Genomic DNA, 14,824 nt, shown 5'->3' with positions numbered 1-14,824 from the left:
GGAAGTCCCGATCCGCTGGCACGTAAGGGAGAACGGCACCCTCGTGAGCGGGGGCTCCCGCTCAGCCCGCCGCGGTGTTGTAGTTGACGATCCGCTCCACCATCACCGCGGACGCACCGGCCAGCGGGCTCTCTGCGGCCTTGCATACCACGTCGGGCAGCCGGGGTGCTTCGTCCTCGCCTGCGACCACGATGCCCCAGAATGCGTTGAAATCAGCCGGATCGTCAGGTTTTTCGGCGGCCGCCTTCACCGTCGCGCCGCCGATCACGGCCAGTGCGCCCATCTGCCGCAGCACCCGGGGATCGGGCTCGTCCGCGGCGACGACACTCCACCCGGCCACCTCGGCTTTTTCCACTGCCGCACGGAGACTCCCGGGCCCGGACACCACGATGTCCGGCAGGACAAGGGCAACCGGTCCGCAGGTCAGCGGAAGTGCGGTCCTGATCGCCCCGGCGAGCCCCGGTTCGTCCTGGTAGACGAAGACGATCTGGAAGGTGGTGGCGTAGCGCGCAAGATAGCCGACGGTGTCGAGCTTGTGCGGACCGATGACGACCACCAGCCGCACGGCGAGCCCGCTTTCGGCCAATTCGGCAACCGGCGCCAGGCTGCGGTCCAGTACCGTGACGCCGGGCGCGAGGCAGTGCAGCTCCTTGGCGTAGGGCGCGCCGAAGCGCGTCGCGAATCCGGCGCACGGCAGGATGACCGAGACATCAGGGGAATGCTGCATCACTGATCACCGTACCCCGCTACGGTCGAATGTGGTGCTGCCGACGGAATGAGGACACGGAATGCGGGTGCTGCTGGCGACCTACGGGTCACGCGGTGACGTCGAACCCCTGGTGGCACTCGCAGGTCGGCTGCGCGCGCTCGGCGTGCAGGTGCGGATGTGCACGCCGCCGGACGAGGAGTTCACGGCACGGCTGGGCGGTCTCGGGATCGAGGTGGTCCCGATCGGCCCGCCGATGGGGGAGTTGATGCGCCGGAAGACCCCGCCGTCGGCGGAGGAGTTTTCCCGCTACCGCACCGAACTCGTCGACGCCCAGTTCGCCCTGCTCCCCGCCGCGGCGGAGGGCTGTGCCGTACTGGTCGCCGCCGGGCTCGCGCAGGTAGCCGCGCGATCGGTCGCCGAGGCAGCGGGAATCGGCTACGTGTACGTCAGTTATGCGGCAGTCAACCTGCCCTCGCCGCACCATGCGCCGCCCCCGCGGTCAGGCTGGCCCGCGCCGGCCGAGGCGGACAACGAGACACTGTGGGACCTGGACGCCCGGAACGTCGACGCGGAGTACCGCGAGACCCTCAACCGCCACCGGTCCACGCTCGGCCTGCCGCCGGTGACCAACGTCCGCGACCACGTCTACAGCGATCGCCCGTGGCTGGCAGCAGACCCGGCACTGGGACCATGGCCGGAGACCCCCGGCCTCGACGTGGTCCAGACCGGCGCGTTCACCACCCCGGACGACCGCCCGCTCCCGGCGGACCTGGTGACCTTCCTCGACGCGGGCACTCCGCCGGTGTACGTGGGTTTCGGCAGCATCCGCCCGTCCGCGGACATCGGCCACCGGACCGTCGAGGCGATCCGCGCACAGGGCCGCCGCGTACTCGTGTCACGTGGCTGGGCAGACCTGGACGTCCTCGACGGCCACGACGACAGCTTCGCCATCGGCGAGGTCAACCACCAGCGCTTGTTTGCCCACGTCGCCGCAGTCGTCCACCACGGCGGCGCAGGCACCACCCTGGCCGCAGCCCGGGCAGGCGCACCGCAGGTCGTGGTGGCGCTGCAACTGGCGGACAACCCGTACTGGGCGAGCCGCGTCGCGGAGACGGGCATCGGCGCCTCGTTCGACGGCCCACCGCCGAGTGCGGAGTTGCTGAGCCTCGCCTTCAAGAGGGTGCTGTCGCCCGAAACCCGCACGCGGGCAACGGCTTTGGCCGTGCAGGTCCGCACCGATGGGGCGAAGGCGGCGGCGGAACGGTTACTCGCCCTGCGTTGGTGAGCCGCTGTCAGCCCTGCGTAGCCCACCACTTCTGCCCCGCCTCGGGCAGCGTCTGGATCGGGTCGTAGTAGGGGTAGCGACGCTGCAACGCCTCCGGGTCTTCGTGCTCGATTCCCGTGCGGTAGTTCTTCGTCCAGTACGAAATCCCCAGGTCCCGGTCGTAGTCGGCCAGCTGGTGCACCCACCGCTTCCCCACGTACGGCACGTCGCAGACGATGCGTGGCGTCGCGTAGCCCGGCAGGTACCCCATGATCGCGTGCTGCAGTTCCTGCGCCTCCCACACCGCCACGCGCCAATGCTCCGCGTTCGGGATCATGTCGCACATGTAGAAGTAGTACGGCAAAATGTTCGCCTCGCCCTGCAGTGCGAAGCAGAGGTCCAGCAGCGCCGCCGGTGTCGCGTTCACCCCGCGCATCAGCACGCCCTGGTTCCGCACATCGCGCACGCCCACCTGCAGCGCCGTCCGCGCCGCTTCCGCGACCAGCGGGGTCACCGACTGCGCGTGGTTGACGTGCGTGTGGATCGCCAGGTTCACCCCGCGCGCCTGCGCCGTGAGCGCGACCCGCTGCAAGCCCTCGGTGACCTTCGGCTGGAGCCAGTGCTGCGGCAGCGCGGCGAGGGCCTTCGTGGCAAGGCGGATGTCGCGGACCGTCTCGATGTCCATCAACCGCATCAGGAACGACTCCAGCTGCGGCCACGGCACGTTCGCCACGTCGCCGCCGGACACCACCACGTCCCGCACCCCCGGCGTGCGCTGCAGGTATCCGATCATGGCGTCCTGGCGGTCGACCGGTTTCAGCGCGAGCTTGTGCTTCTCGACCTGTTCGGTGGAGTTCCCGACGAGGTCCATCCGGGTGCAGTGCCCGCAGTACTGCGGGCAGGTGGAGATCATCTCCGCGAGCACCTTGGTCGGGTACCGGTGGGTGAGCCCCTCGACCACCCACATCTCGGCCTCGTGCAGGGAGTCGCGCTCGGAGTGCGGGTGGCTCGGCCACTTCAGGTCCCGGTCGCTGCGCACCGGGAGCATGTACCGGCGGATCGGGTCGGCGTAGAACGCTTCGGTGACCTTCGCCGGGTCGGTACCCGCGTGCGGGGCCATCGTGTTGATCATCTGCGGCGGAAGCAGCATCGACATCGTGGCCATCTCGCGCTGGTCGGCGAGCAGGTCCTCGTAGAACCGGTCCTCCAGCAGGTCGCCCATCAGCGCGCGCAGCTGCTTCACGTTGCGGACGCAGTGCACGCGCTGCCACTGGGCGTCCCGCCATTCGGCGGCGGTGACGTCGTGCCAGCCGGGGAAGCGGCGCCAATCGGGTTCCACCAGCTCGGCGCGGGCGTATTCATACGGCTGGTCGAAGGCGGCGGCAGTCGGCACAGGTTCCTGGATCGCAGTCACTTGTACTCCTCGTCGTCGAAAATGCGCGAAAATCTCCTGCCTCAACGTTAGTACACCGTAAATCTTTTTGCACCCCGACCCGCTCGGGCCAGCCCCGGCGGCCAGGGGAGACTCGACCCGTGAACGACAGCACCACGCTCCTGCTCGGCGGCCGCATCTACACCCCGGCCTCCTCCGACGCCACGGCGATGGCGGTGTCCGGCGGCACCGTCGTGTGGGTCGGCCAGGACGCCCCGGCCCGTGCGCTGCACCCGGACGCCGAGGTGGTCGACCTGGGCGGGGCGTTCGTCGCACCGGCGTTCGTCGACGCCCACGTGCACGCCACCGCGACCGGCCTGCACCTGACCGGCCTCGACCTCACCGCCGCCCGCAGCGCCGCCGACCTGCTCGCCACCGTGCGCACCGCGGTGGTACCCGGGCAGGTGCTGCTCGCGCACGGCTGGGACGAATCCACCTGGGCCGACCCGCGCCTGCCCAGCCGGGCCGAACTGGACGCCGCAGCGGACGACACGCCGGTGTACCTGAGCCGGGTCGACGTCCACTCCGCGCTCGTGTCGAGTGCCCTCACCGCGCTGGCGCCGGGTGCCGACGCGGAACCGGGCTGGTCCGCCGACGGCCCGCTCACCCGCGGTGCGCACCACCGCGTCCGTGCCGCCGCCCGAGCCGCGGTCACCCGCCCGCAGCGCCAGGCCGCCCAGCGCGCGTTCCTCGCCGCCGCTGCCGCGCGCGGGATCGTGTCGGTGCACGAATGCGGCGGTCCGGACATCGCCGGCCAAGACGACTTCGCCGACCTTCTCGCGCTCGCCGGCCCGCACACGCCGGAGGTCGTCGGCTACTGGGGCGAGTTCGGCGGTCTCGACACCGCACGCCGTCTCGGTGCCCACGGCGTCGGCGGAGACCTGTTCGCCGACGGCGCGCTCGGCTCCCGCACCGCCGCCCTGACCAGCCCGTACACCGATGAACCCGGCACCTCAGGCTCGCTCTACGCCGACGCGGCCACGATCGCCGACCACCTCGTCGCCTGCACCGAAGCCGGTCTGCAGGCGGGCTTCCACGTGATCGGTGACGCCGCGGTCACCGAGGTCGTCGAGGGTTTCCGGCTCGCGGAGAAACAGGTCGGACAGCGGGCGCTCGCCGCCCGGCATCACCGGCTGGAGCACCTGGAGATGGTCACCGTCGAGCAGGCGCGCGAACTCGCCGGTTGGGGCGTTGTCGCGTCAGTGCAGCCGCTGTTCGACGAAGCCTGGGGCGGCCCCTCCGGGATGTACGCCGAACGCCTCGGAACCCGTGCGGCAGCGCTGAATCCGTTCGCCCAGCTCGCCGCAGAAGGGGTGCTGCTCGCCTTCGGCAGCGACGCCCCAGTCACCGCCCTCGACCCGTGGGCCGCTGTCCGCGCAGCCGTCCACCACCACACGCCAGAAGCGCGGCTCTCAGCTCGCGCAGCCTTCACCGCACACACCCGGGCCGGACATCGCGCGGCGGGCGTTAACGACGGTGTCACCGGCAGCCTCGTCCCGGGTGCGTCCGCGCACTACGCGATCTGGGATGCGACGGACCTCGTGGTCGCCACCGCCGACAGCCGTGTGCAGCGCTGGTCCACCGATCCGCGCTCGGGCGTACCGCCGCTGCCGCGCCTGGACCCGGACACGCCACTGCCGCGCTGCCTGCGCACTGTCCGCGGTGGGAAGGTTGTCTACGACGAGTTCACACCCGCCTCCTAGAGTTCAGGGGTGGCAGTGACCGTGGCGGATCCCGAAACGCCCAAGATGAAACCGAAACGCGCCTGGCTCGTGCGCCTTGTCGTTACCGGGGTCGCGGGCTACGGGTACTACCTCAGCTTCGCGCCGCGTCCACTGTGGTGGCTCGCGCCGATCGCCTTCGCTGTTTTCGCGCTCGTCCTTCGTGGACGGTCGTTCCGCGGCGCATTCGGGTACGGGTTCATCTTCGGCATGGCGTTCTTCCTGCCGCTGCTGACCTGGCTGCAGGACTTCCTCGGCCGCGACTTCGGGCCGTGGCCGTGGATCGGCCTGTCGTTCGCCCTGTCGCTCTACTTCGGTCTCGCCGGATGGCTGATCCGGGTCGTCGCGCGGCTGCCGCTGGCGCCGCTGTGGGGTGCGCTGGTGTTCGTCGCGCTGGAAACGCCGCGCACCTGGTTCCCGCTCGGCGGGTTCCCGTGGGGGCGCGTCGCGTTCAGCCAGCCCGAGGGCGCGTTCCTGCCGCTGGCGTCGATCGGCGGTGCCCCGCTGGTCGGATTTGCCGTGGTACTCACCGGTTTCGGCCTCGCCGCCCTGATCGCGAAGCTGCGCGAACCACGGGCGCTGGCCTGGCCGGTGGTCTTCACGATCGTCCCGGCGGTGGCCGGGCTGGCGCTGTGGCCCACGATCGGCACCGAAGCGCAGGACGGCTCGCTCACCGTCGCCACGGTGCAGGGCAATGCGCCGGACATCGGCCTTGCCCTGCAAGGACAACGCGGCGTCCTGCGGCAGAACCACCTCGCCGAAAGCGCCCGGCTGCTGCAGCAGATCCAGTCCGGCCAGGTCCCGAAGCCGGACCTGCTGCTGTGGCCCGAAACCGCCACGCCGCTGGCGGGCGCCGACCCGGGCATCGACCAGATGGTGTCGGCTTACGGCATCCCGGCGATCATCGGCGCCCTCGTGCGGACCCCGGACGGCGCGGCGGAAAACTCCGCCGTCGTGTGGGACCCGAGGACCGGGCCCGGACAGCGTTACGTGAAACAGGACCTCGTCCCCTTCGGTGAATACGTGCCCGCCCGCGCCGTCGCGCGCCTGGTCACCCCGTTCATCGACGATACCCTCGACATGCGCGCCGGCGACGGCTCGAACGCGGCGTTGTCGGTGGCGGGTACCAAGATCGGCGTGTTCATCTGCTACGAAGCCGCGTTCGACGGACCGGCCCGCGACGCGACCGCCGAAGGCGGCGAACTGCTGGTGGTCCCCACGAACAACGCCTGGTACGGGCCGGGGGAGATGAGCTACCAGCAGCTGGCGATGTCGCGGCTGCGGGCGGTGGAACACGGCCGGGCAGTGGTGGTGTCGGCCACGTCCGGGGTGAGCGCGCTGGTGGCCCCGGACGGGACGATCACCAGCTCCACCGGGCTTTTCACGGCGGATGCCCTGGTCGGGCGCGTGCCGCTGCGCACGCAGACTACGCTGTCGGATCGACTCGGTGCGTGGACGGAGTACGGACTGCTGGCGGTGGCGATCGCGGGTGTCGCCGGCGGGTTCGTGCTCCGTTTTCGCACCCGGAGCAGTACCGGCACGACAGCAGGGGAAGCGGCGGGCTGATCCCGCGGATTCGGAGGAGACGGATGGCGCAGGCGCCGCGGGGGGCCGAAACGATCGAGCCGGTGCTGGTGGTGGTCCCGACCTACAACGAGCGGGACAACCTCGGCCCGGTGCTGGACCGGCTCCACAAGGCACTCCCGGACGTCGACGTGCTCGTGGTCGACGACGGCAGCCCGGACGGCACCGGCGAGCTGGCCGACGAGCGCGCGGCCGCCGACAAGCGCGTCCACGTGCTGCACCGCACCGCGAAGGAGGGCCTCGGCAAGGCCTACATCGCAGGCTTCCGCTGGGGCCTGGAACGCGGGTACGCGACGTTCGTGGAGATGGACGCCGACGGCTCGCACGCGCCCGAAGACCTGCCGCGCCTGCTCGACGCGGTCGGCGACGCGGACCTGTCCATCGGCTCGCGCTACGTTCCCGGCGGCAGCACGGTGAACTGGCCGCTGCGCCGCACACTGCTGTCCCGCGGCGCGAACCTGTACTCGCGGATCGCGCTGGGGCTGAAGGTCGCGGACATGACCGCCGGGTTCCGCGCGTACCGCCGCCGGGTGCTGGAGAAGCTGGCGCTGGACGAGGTCGCCTCGCACGGCTACTGCTTCCAGATCGACCTCACCCGCCGCACCGCCGACGCCGGGTTCGACATCGTCGAGGTCCCGATCACGTTCACCGACCGGGAAATCGGCCAGTCGAAGATGAGCGGCGGGATCATGTCCGAGGCGTTCTTCCGCGTCGCGGAGTGGGGTGCGCAACGCCGCCTCGCGCAGGTCAAGCGGTTGCTGCGGCGCTGATCCGGCGGCTCCGGCCGTTTGGTCCCGGTCGGACCCGCACTGTCCTGCATGGCGCGCGTTCCTGTCCGTCACGCACACCGAGGTGCCTTTTGCAAGACCTTCCGTACTGGCCCATACTGGCGTTACGCACAAACAGTAAGAATTGGAGGCCAGGCGGTAAAGCCGACGGCCTCCACCCAGATACGGAAGTGAGCTCACCGTGCCCGCAATCGCCATCGTCGGCGCCGGACCGGGGATGGGCCTTGCCATCGCCCGCACCTTCGGCCGCCGCGGCTTCGACGTCGCCCTGATCGCCCGTACCAAGGAGAAGCTGGAAACGCTCGTCACCGAGCTCGGCCGGGAAGGCATCACCGCCGGCGCGTTCCCCGCCGACATCCTCGACCGCGCCTCACTCACCGACGCGCTGGACGCGGCCAAGTCCCGCTTCGGCAGCATCGAGGTCCTGGAGTACTCGCCCGCCCCGCATTCGCCGGTACCCGGCCTCACCGTGGTCACTCCCTCGGAGGTCACGGTCGACAACCTGCAGCCGATGATCGAGTACGGCTTCTACGGCGCCGTCGCGGCAGCCCAGGCGGTACTGCCCGCGATGCGCGCCGCGGGCGCCGGAACCCTGCTCTTCACCACCGGCGGCGGCTCGGTCGACCCGGTGCCGATGTTCGGCAACGCCAACGCCGCCCAGGCAGCTCTGCGGAACTGGGCGATCAACCTGAACAAGGAACTCGCCGGGAGCGGCGTGCACGCGGCCCACGTGGCGATCAACGTCTGGATCGGCGAGGGAGGCCCGGAAGGCGGCCCGAGGGCCACGCCCGAGGAGATCGCCGCCCTGTACTGGGACCTGCACGAAAGCCGCGACCGCGCCGAAGCCGTCTTCGACGCCGCCTGACCACCCGGCTCGCCCGGGTCGCGCACTGCCGAGGCCGTCTTCAGCGCCGCCCGACCGCCTGGCTAGCCCGGCAGTCCGGCCGCGATGACGTGGATCCCCAGGCCCATCGTCATCGCCCGCCGCGCGTTCTGAGCCCGCCCGCGCGGGCCCGGGCGGCACAGGACGCGAAACGGCCCCCGTGGGGGGAGGTCACGGGGGCCGTTCCTGTTCAGTGGTGGGAGCCAGCTACTGGCCGAGATTCAGGCGGACCGGGTGGTCCGCCGTCCTTTGAGCTCGGCGAGACGTTCGTTCAGCAGGTCCTCGAGCTCGGGGATGGAGCGGCGCTCCAGCAGCATGTCCCAGTGTGTCCTGGGGGGCTTGACCTTCTTCTGCTCGGGCTGCCCGCCGTCGACGATCTCGGACTCGCTGCCGTGCAGGCGGCACTCCCACACCGTCGGGATCTCGGCGTCGTCGGAGAACGGCACCTCGAACTCGTGGTTCTTGGGGCAGGCGTAGCGCACGGTACGGCGCGGGGCGAGGTCGTGATTGCGGTCGGTCTCGTAGCTGACCGCTCCCAGCCGGCTTCCACGAAGAACACGGTCGGCCATGATGGGTCCTTTCAGTCAGCTCCGGGTGGAGCCAGGGTGATGCTCACCCTATGCAACGAACACGGTCTCCGGGGGATTCCCGGTTCACCATGTCGCTGCTCACGATGAGCTGTGTCACCCCTGGTCTTCAGCTTCCTCCAGTGGGAGTCGCTTCGCGCTCCGGCGTGACGCGGATACCGCCTTCTTAGTGCGGATATCCCCCAGTTGGGCTACTCAGGTTAGCGTTAGGACAACCGTAACTGACCGTGCTGCGCGGCAGCAGGCCCCAGGTCCCCCGAGCGGAAGTGCCGACGGCACAGTACCTGATAACGGACCGTGACCAAATTGCCATCGGAACGTGCTGAAGCTGAAGTTTCAACTACGGAGTGTTCGGTATCTGCGACGACAACGGTGTCACCCTCACGGAGGATCACGTCGTCTTGCACCCGCGCGTTGAACCGGCCCGCCGTGCCACACCAGCAGAGCACCTCGACCTGCACCGGCTGCAGGTCGTCGGCCAGTTCGAACAGGCGTGCGGCACCGGGGAAGAGGCGGCTGCGGAAGTCGGTCGCGATGCCGAAGCAGTAGACGTCGATGCCGGCCTCGTCGGCGAGCTCGGCCAGCTGGTCGACCTGCGCGGGGGAGAGGAACTGCGCCTCGTCGACGATCACGTAGTCCACGTGCTGCCCGCGGGCCCACTGCTCGCGGACCAGGTCCCGCAGGTCGGTGCCGGTGCCGACCTCGGTCGCCCGCCGCGAGATCCCGATCCGGCTGGTGATCTGCGGCGCGCCGGACCGGTCGTGCCGCACCAGTACCAGCCCGCGCCTGCCCTGCCGGGCGTGGTTGTGGTCGATCTGCAGCGCGAGCGTCGACTTCCCGCAGTCCATCGGGCCGTAGCAGAACTTCAGCCTGCCCCGCGGGGCCCCGTTGCGCCGGACCCCCGCGGGCGGGGCCGCGGAAAGCGCGTCGGTGGGGTCGGTGTCGTCGGCAGCAGTCACGACGCCCGACCTTATCGGGGCCTCACAGCACCGCAGGCGGACGGTTCCCCGCGGCCACGATCGCCCGCCGCACCGGCACGAACGCCACGAGGACGAACCCGAGCACGAAAAACACCACCAGCGCGACGATCGCGAACCGGAACGACCCGGTCGCCTGCCCGACCCCGGCGAACACCAGCGGCCCGAGCCACGACGTCCCCTTCTCACCCACGACGTACAGCGAGTAGTACTGCGCCTCCCGGCCCGCCGGGATCATCTGGCTGAACAGCGACCGGGCGAGTGCGTTCGTCCCGCCCAGCACCAGCCCGATCCCGACCGCCACGGCGAAGAACTGCACCGGCTGCTGCGGCTGCACGAAATACGCGCCGCCGAGCACCACGACCCACAGCACGAGGCTGACCAGGATCGTCCGCTTCGCGCCGAGGCGGCGCGCGACGAGCCCGTGCAGGACCCCGCCGGCGTAGGCGAGGAACTGGATCACCAGCACGGTGACGATGAGGACCTCGTCGGCGAACCGCAGCTCGTCCTTGCCGTACTGCGCCGAAACCGTCACGACGGTGTTGATCCCGTCCGCGAAAAGCAGGTAACTGCCGAGGAAGGCGAGCGTGAGCGGGTACGCCTTCGCTTCGCCGAGGGTGTGCCGCAGCTCGCGGAAACCGGCTCGCAGCACGGAAACCCGACGTTCGGCCGTCGCCGGCACGTGGCTGCGGGGGAGCCGGCGCAGGGTCGGGATCGTGAACAACGCCCACCAGATTCCCGAGGTCAGGAAGCAGATCCGCACCGCAAGCCCGGTGTCGACGCCCAGCGCGTCACGGCTGAGGTAGAACGCCAGCTGCAGGGCCAGCGCGAGCCCGCCGCCGAGGTACCCGAACGCCCAGCCCTTCGCCGACACGTCGTCGCGCTCGTCGGGCGTCGCGATGTCCACCAGGAACGAGTAGTAGACGACCAGCGAACCGCCGTACCCGATGTTCGCCAGCACGAACAGCACCGCACCGAGCTGCCAGTCCGAACCGGCCATGAAGAACATCAGTGCCGACGCCACCGCCCCCAGCACCGCGAACCCGCCGAGAATCCGCCGCTTGTTGCGGCTGCGGTCGGCGATCGCCCCGGCAATCGGCAGCACCAGCACCTGCACGACAGTCGCCACCGACAGCAGGTACCCCCACAGCGAACCGGCCGGGAAATGCAAGCCGAACAGTGCGACGTCGCAGTGGTTCAGCTTGTTGTCCACACCGGACGCGTCGAGACAAGCCCGGTCCCCGTTAAGGGTGATGTTCTGCTTCGCATCGGCCGCCGCGACAGAGCTCATGTACAGCGCGCCGAACACGGTCGTCACCGACGAATAGAACGGCGAGTTGGCCCAGTCGTAGAAGTACCAGCCCCACCGTTCCCGCTTGCTGTCCCGGGTCTCGGCCAGCGTCATCCACGGCTCCTCGTCGGTTCCGAACCTCCAGGTCAGGCCGCACATTACTGGCGCGCGCCGACCCGGTACCGCCGAAGGGGGCAAACCGTGTCCGGTTCGTCGCTTCCGTTCACTCCGGGGTGTCGCGCGCGATGGACGACACGCCGCGCCGGGCGTGTCGCTACCGGCAATCCCGGGCGTGTCATGTGAGACTGCTGTGCGTGGTGTGACTCTTGTGGTCAAAGGGTCACGTGCTTAGTGTGCATGTCATGACCAACCGTGTTCGCACTGCCGGACGGGCGCTCCTCCTCGTGGTCGCCGTCCTGAGCATGGAGCTCGCCGTCACCGGCGCCGCCTCCGCGGACCCCACCTCGAGCTCGTGGGCCAAGCTGAGGATGTGCGAGTCGAGCGGCCGCTACTCGATCAACACCGGCAACGGCTACTACGGCGCCTACCAGTTCGACCTGCCGACCTGGCGCAGCGTCGGCGGCCAAGGCAGGCCGGACCAGGCCAACCCCCGCGAACAGGACTACCGCGCCCTGTACCTGTACCGGATGCGCGGCTGGCAACCCTGGGAATGCGGCGGCATGCTGGGCCTCTCCAACGACCGCGACGCACGCAGCAAACGCGTGCCGTCCTACGACGAGTCCGCGTACATGGGCGGTGGCGGCCTGCCTGCCCCACCCGCCCCGAAGCCCCGCCCGACGCCCCCGGCACCCCCCGCACCCCCCGGCGCAATGCCCGACTGGCCCGGCCTGGTGTACGCCTACGGCGACTGCGCACCCGCGCTGCGGACCTTCCAGCTGCGGATGAACGCATACGGCTACGGTTTCCAGGGCACCGGCTGCTACTACGACAAGACCCGCACGGCAGTGCTGGACCTGCAGCGAGCCAACGGGATCAACGACTCGGGACGGCTGGGACCGAAGACGTGGACGGCCGCTTGGCAAGGGAAAGCGCCCCGGTGAGCTAGTTACGCGGGGGAGTCGGTCGCGGCGGTGTGCCGGCTGCGCCACCGCGAGGGCCGCGGCTGGTGAGGTGGCTGCGGCCGGTTGCCGGGGTGGCTGGTTCCAGGGTTTGGCCAGGCTTCACCTGCCAGGCTTCACCTGGCTGTCTCGGGCGGTTGCTTCGGCTGGCTGCCGCGGGTGGCTGCGTCGGGCGGCTGCTTCGGGCGGCTGGCTGCCTCACCTGGCTGCCGCGGGCGGCTGGCTAAGCTTCGGTGACTAGGTCGGGCGCCTGCCACCTGCCGGGCAAGGACGCTGGCAACGTCGTCTTCTCCTTCAAGCCCGCTTGCCAGGCCTGGCAAGTCCGACGGCAGCGCACCGCAGCGGATGATCTTGCTGCGCCCGGGTCCCACACAACTGTGTTTCGCCTCGACGTCGCTTCCGATGCCCTCCTGGCCCGGTCAGCCCCGCCGCTCCTTCAGCTGCTCACGTGAGCTCCACCCGGATCCCTCCCAGCCTCGGCGTACCGCTGCGCAAGCTCCCGGAAGGCTTGCCGCAGCTCGGCCGGGCCGACGACCTCGATGTCGGCATCCACCCGGCCGATGGTCGCCGCCAGGCCACGCCACGACCACGCCCCGAGGGTCACCCGGGAGCGGTCCGGGGCGACCTCCTCGATCACGCCGTCCCGGAGGTAACTTGCCACCTCGCCTGCCGCCAGATGCACGATCACCTCACCGCGGCAGGGAAATTCCCCGGACAAATCCGTGCCACGGAACCGCGAGACGACGAACGCCGACGCATCCGGCATCTCCCGCGGTGTGAACCGCGGCCCGGTGGGCGTGCGCGGAGTGATCCGATCGGCCCGGAAGGTACGCCAGTCGCCGCGATCGAGGTCCCATGCGACCAGGTACCAGCGCCGCCCCCACGTAACGAGGTGATGCGGCTCCACGCGGCGCGGCGGACCGTCCACAGAGGAGTAATCGAACCGCAGCACTTCCTTGACGTGCACCGCCGCGCTCAGTGCAAGCAGCACCTGCGGGTCCACCGTGGGTGCGGACGGCTCGACGGCGGTGAAGCGAAAGCCATCCACCCGATGCCGCAACCGCGACGGCATCACCTGCCGCACGGTCTGCAACGCCCGGAGCGCGCCTTCCTCGATCCCAGCGCCGGTCACGGCAGCCGCCCGAAGCGCAACAGCGACCGCAACGGCCTGCTCATCATCGAACAGCAACGGCGGCAACCGAGACCCCGCCCCGAGCCGGTACCCACCTTCAGGACCTTTCGTCGTGACGATCGGATACCCCAGCTCCCGCAACCGATCGACATCGCGACGCACCGTCCGCGGGCTAACGTCGAGCCGCTCGGCCAGCAGCGCACCCGGCCAGTCCCGCCGCGCCTGCAGCAACGAGAGCAGCGACAACAACCGCGCAGAAGTCTTCGGCACCGCTCCATGATGGCGGGGGTAGCGGACAGTTTCTGACCTCAACCCCCGGCAGCAGAAGCGGGGACAGGCTTCTCGACCACGCCTCGCGGAGGTCGTCGGATCCTTGCCTTCATCGGAGCCCGCACGCCCTCACGACGCGGGATCTCACTGTTCAACCCGCGGATCGCCCTCCAGCGTCGCCAGTGCGTCAGCCGGCGTGAGCCCGCCGACGCCACTTGCCCACGGCCGACCCCTATATGCCCCGTTCGAACCAGTACTACCGCAGACCGTAGCCACCGCCCGCTATCCGGCCTGCCGTTCCCAAGCGCCCCGTTCCCGCAGGACGTCGCGCAGCAGGTCGGGCCGGTCCGTGACGATGCCGTGCACCCCGAGGTCCAGCAGGGTCCGCATCTGGTCCGGGTCGTCGATCGTCCACGTGTGGACCTCGAACCCGCGCCGGACGGCCGCCTTCACGAACGCCTGGTCCACCACCGTCAGCGGCCCTTGCCGGACCGGGACCTGCGCGAGCCAGCCGGTCGCGAACCGGCTCACCGGCAGCAGCGGGACCCAGCCGTCGGCCCACAGCAGGAACGCCGACCGCGGCCCCATCGCCGTGAGCAGCTTCGGACCCGCCAGCCGGCGCAGGCGGGCGAGCCGGGAGTCCGAAAAGGACGCCGCCGCGACGCGGTCGAATGCGCCAGTGCGCTCCAGCGTCCGCACGAAGGGGACCACCGCGCCGGTGGCCTTGACGTCGACGTTGAAAAACGCGTCCGGCAGCTCCTCGAGCACGTCCTCCAGCCGCGACAGCACCGCGCGGCCGCCGATCTTCGCGTGTTTGACCTGGTCCCAGGTCTGGGTCGCGATCGCGCCGCCGCCGTCGGTGGTGCGGTCGAGGGTGGCGTCGTGGTGGACGACGACCACGCCGTCGGAGGTGGCGTGGACGTCCGTTTCCAGGTAGCGGTAGCCCTCTTCGACCGCCCGCCGGAACGCGGGCAGCGAGTTCTCGAGCCCGTCCAGGTCGCCGATGTGCCACCCGCGGTGGGCGAACGCACGGGGGAGCGGGTCGGCGAGGTACGGAAACGGTGGGCGCATCACTCCAGTCTCCTCCTTCGGAGTGGCCCCGTCGTG

At 70.3% G+C, this 14,824-nt stretch carries 13 protein-coding genes; 6 read left to right on the top strand and 7 right to left on the bottom strand.

Annotated elements, in window-relative coordinates; all coding sequences use genetic code 11:
• Window positions 1-61: 61 nt before the first annotated feature.
• A complete protein-coding gene (locus OO71_RS02860) occupies window positions 62-727 on the bottom strand; it encodes a glycosyltransferase family protein (RefSeq protein ID WP_033287991.1) in 666 nt (221 codons plus the stop codon).
• 61 nt (window positions 728-788) lie between these two features.
• Here OO71_RS02860 and OO71_RS02855 point away from each other — a divergent pair, with 61 nt between their 5' ends.
• Window positions 789-1,994 carry a glycosyltransferase gene (locus OO71_RS02855; RefSeq protein WP_033287990.1) on the top strand — a complete coding sequence of 402 codons (1,206 nt, stop codon included), beginning with the start codon at window positions 789-791 and terminating at the stop codon, window positions 1,992-1,994.
• Between the two features lie 7 nt (window positions 1,995-2,001).
• On the opposite strand, the gene OO71_RS02850 is transcribed toward OO71_RS02855, so the two are convergent.
• The gene (locus OO71_RS02850; RefSeq protein ID WP_033287989.1) at window positions 2,002-3,387 is read right to left on the bottom strand and encodes a KamA family radical SAM protein; all 1,386 of its coding nucleotides are present in this window, start codon (window positions 3,385-3,387) and stop codon (window positions 2,002-2,004) included.
• Between the two features lie 119 nt (window positions 3,388-3,506).
• Here OO71_RS02850 and OO71_RS02845 point away from each other — a divergent pair, with 119 nt between their 5' ends.
• The 4 genes from OO71_RS02845 to OO71_RS02830 all read left to right on the top strand — a co-directional run bounded on the left by OO71_RS02845 (window position 3,507) and on the right by OO71_RS02830 (window position 8,363).
• A complete protein-coding gene (locus OO71_RS02845) occupies window positions 3,507-5,108 on the top strand; it encodes an amidohydrolase (RefSeq protein ID WP_033287988.1) in 1,602 nt (533 codons plus the stop codon).
• A gap of 9 nt (window positions 5,109-5,117) precedes the next feature.
• Complete coding sequence (lnt, locus tag OO71_RS02840; protein WP_033287987.1) at window positions 5,118-6,692, top strand: apolipoprotein N-acyltransferase; 1,575 nt, start codon at window positions 5,118-5,120, stop codon at window positions 6,690-6,692.
• A 23-nt stretch (window positions 6,693-6,715) separates the two neighbouring features.
• The gene (locus OO71_RS02835) at window positions 6,716-7,480 is read left to right on the top strand and encodes a polyprenol monophosphomannose synthase (RefSeq protein ID WP_033287986.1); all 765 of its coding nucleotides are present in this window, start codon (window positions 6,716-6,718) and stop codon (window positions 7,478-7,480) included.
• A gap of 199 nt (window positions 7,481-7,679) precedes the next feature.
• Window positions 7,680-8,363: an SDR family NAD(P)-dependent oxidoreductase gene (locus OO71_RS02830; RefSeq protein WP_033287985.1), complete on the top strand. Its 684-nt coding sequence runs from the start codon at window positions 7,680-7,682 to the stop codon at window positions 8,361-8,363.
• Between the two features lie 239 nt (window positions 8,364-8,602).
• Here OO71_RS02830 and OO71_RS02825 read toward each other — a convergent pair whose 3' ends face one another.
• The 3 genes from OO71_RS02825 to OO71_RS02815 all read right to left on the bottom strand — a co-directional run bounded on the left by OO71_RS02825 (window position 8,603) and on the right by OO71_RS02815 (window position 11,350).
• A complete protein-coding gene (locus OO71_RS02825) occupies window positions 8,603-8,950 on the bottom strand; it encodes an RNA polymerase-binding protein RbpA (RefSeq protein ID WP_033287984.1) in 348 nt (115 codons plus the stop codon).
• A 224-nt stretch (window positions 8,951-9,174) separates the two neighbouring features.
• Entirely contained in the window at window positions 9,175-9,927 is a 753-nt protein-coding gene (locus OO71_RS02820) for a thymidine kinase (protein WP_033287983.1), read from the bottom strand.
• Window positions 9,928-9,949: 22 nt separating this feature from the next.
• The gene (locus OO71_RS02815; protein ID WP_033288063.1) at window positions 9,950-11,350 is read right to left on the bottom strand and encodes an MFS transporter; all 1,401 of its coding nucleotides are present in this window, start codon (window positions 11,348-11,350) and stop codon (window positions 9,950-9,952) included.
• 248 nt (window positions 11,351-11,598) lie between these two features.
• Between OO71_RS02815 and OO71_RS02810 the strand changes: the two genes are divergently transcribed.
• On the top strand, window positions 11,599-12,297 hold the full coding sequence (locus tag OO71_RS02810; protein WP_033287982.1) for a transglycosylase family protein: 699 nt from the start codon (window positions 11,599-11,601) through the stop codon (window positions 12,295-12,297).
• Between the two features lie 454 nt (window positions 12,298-12,751).
• Here the strand turns inward: OO71_RS02810 and OO71_RS02805 are convergent, their stop codons facing one another.
• Both OO71_RS02805 and OO71_RS02800 read right to left on the bottom strand, forming a co-directional pair.
• Window positions 12,752-13,717, bottom strand: a complete 966-nt coding sequence (locus OO71_RS02805; RefSeq protein ID WP_033287981.1) for a helix-turn-helix transcriptional regulator — start codon at window positions 13,715-13,717, stop codon at window positions 12,752-12,754.
• A 282-nt stretch (window positions 13,718-13,999) separates the two neighbouring features.
• A complete protein-coding gene (locus tag OO71_RS02800; protein WP_033287980.1) occupies window positions 14,000-14,788 on the bottom strand; it encodes a glycerophosphodiester phosphodiesterase family protein in 789 nt (262 codons plus the stop codon).
• Window positions 14,789-14,824: the final 36 nt, after the last annotated feature.

The organism is Amycolatopsis jejuensis, assembly GCF_000717335.1.
In the GTDB taxonomy this organism is placed as follows: domain Bacteria; phylum Actinomycetota; class Actinomycetes; order Mycobacteriales; family Pseudonocardiaceae; genus Amycolatopsis; species Amycolatopsis jejuensis.
This window is presented reverse-complemented; position numbering and strand designations above follow the sequence as displayed.

Excerpts from the sequence above, each read along its gene's own strand:
- OO71_RS02835 (WP_033287986.1), top strand. The coding sequence starts at position 6,716 with ATGGCGCAGGCGCCGCGGGGGGCCGAAACGATCGAGCCGGTGCTGGTG.
- OO71_RS02860 (WP_033287991.1), bottom strand. The coding sequence starts at position 727 with ATGCAGCATTCCCCTGATGTCTCGGTCATCCTGCCGTGCGCCGGATTC.
- OO71_RS02810 (WP_033287982.1), top strand. The coding sequence starts at position 11,599 with ATGACCAACCGTGTTCGCACTGCCGGACGGGCGCTCCTCCTCGTGGTC.
- OO71_RS02815 (WP_033288063.1), bottom strand. The coding sequence starts at position 11,350 with ATGACGCTGGCCGAGACCCGGGACAGCAAGCGGGAACGGTGGGGCTGG.
- OO71_RS02855 (WP_033287990.1), top strand. The coding sequence starts at position 789 with ATGCGGGTGCTGCTGGCGACCTACGGGTCACGCGGTGACGTCGAACCC.
- OO71_RS02800 (WP_033287980.1), bottom strand. The coding sequence starts at position 14,788 with ATGCGCCCACCGTTTCCGTACCTCGCCGACCCGCTCCCCCGTGCGTTC.
- OO71_RS02825 (WP_033287984.1), bottom strand. The coding sequence starts at position 8,950 with ATGGCCGACCGTGTTCTTCGTGGAAGCCGGCTGGGAGCGGTCAGCTAC.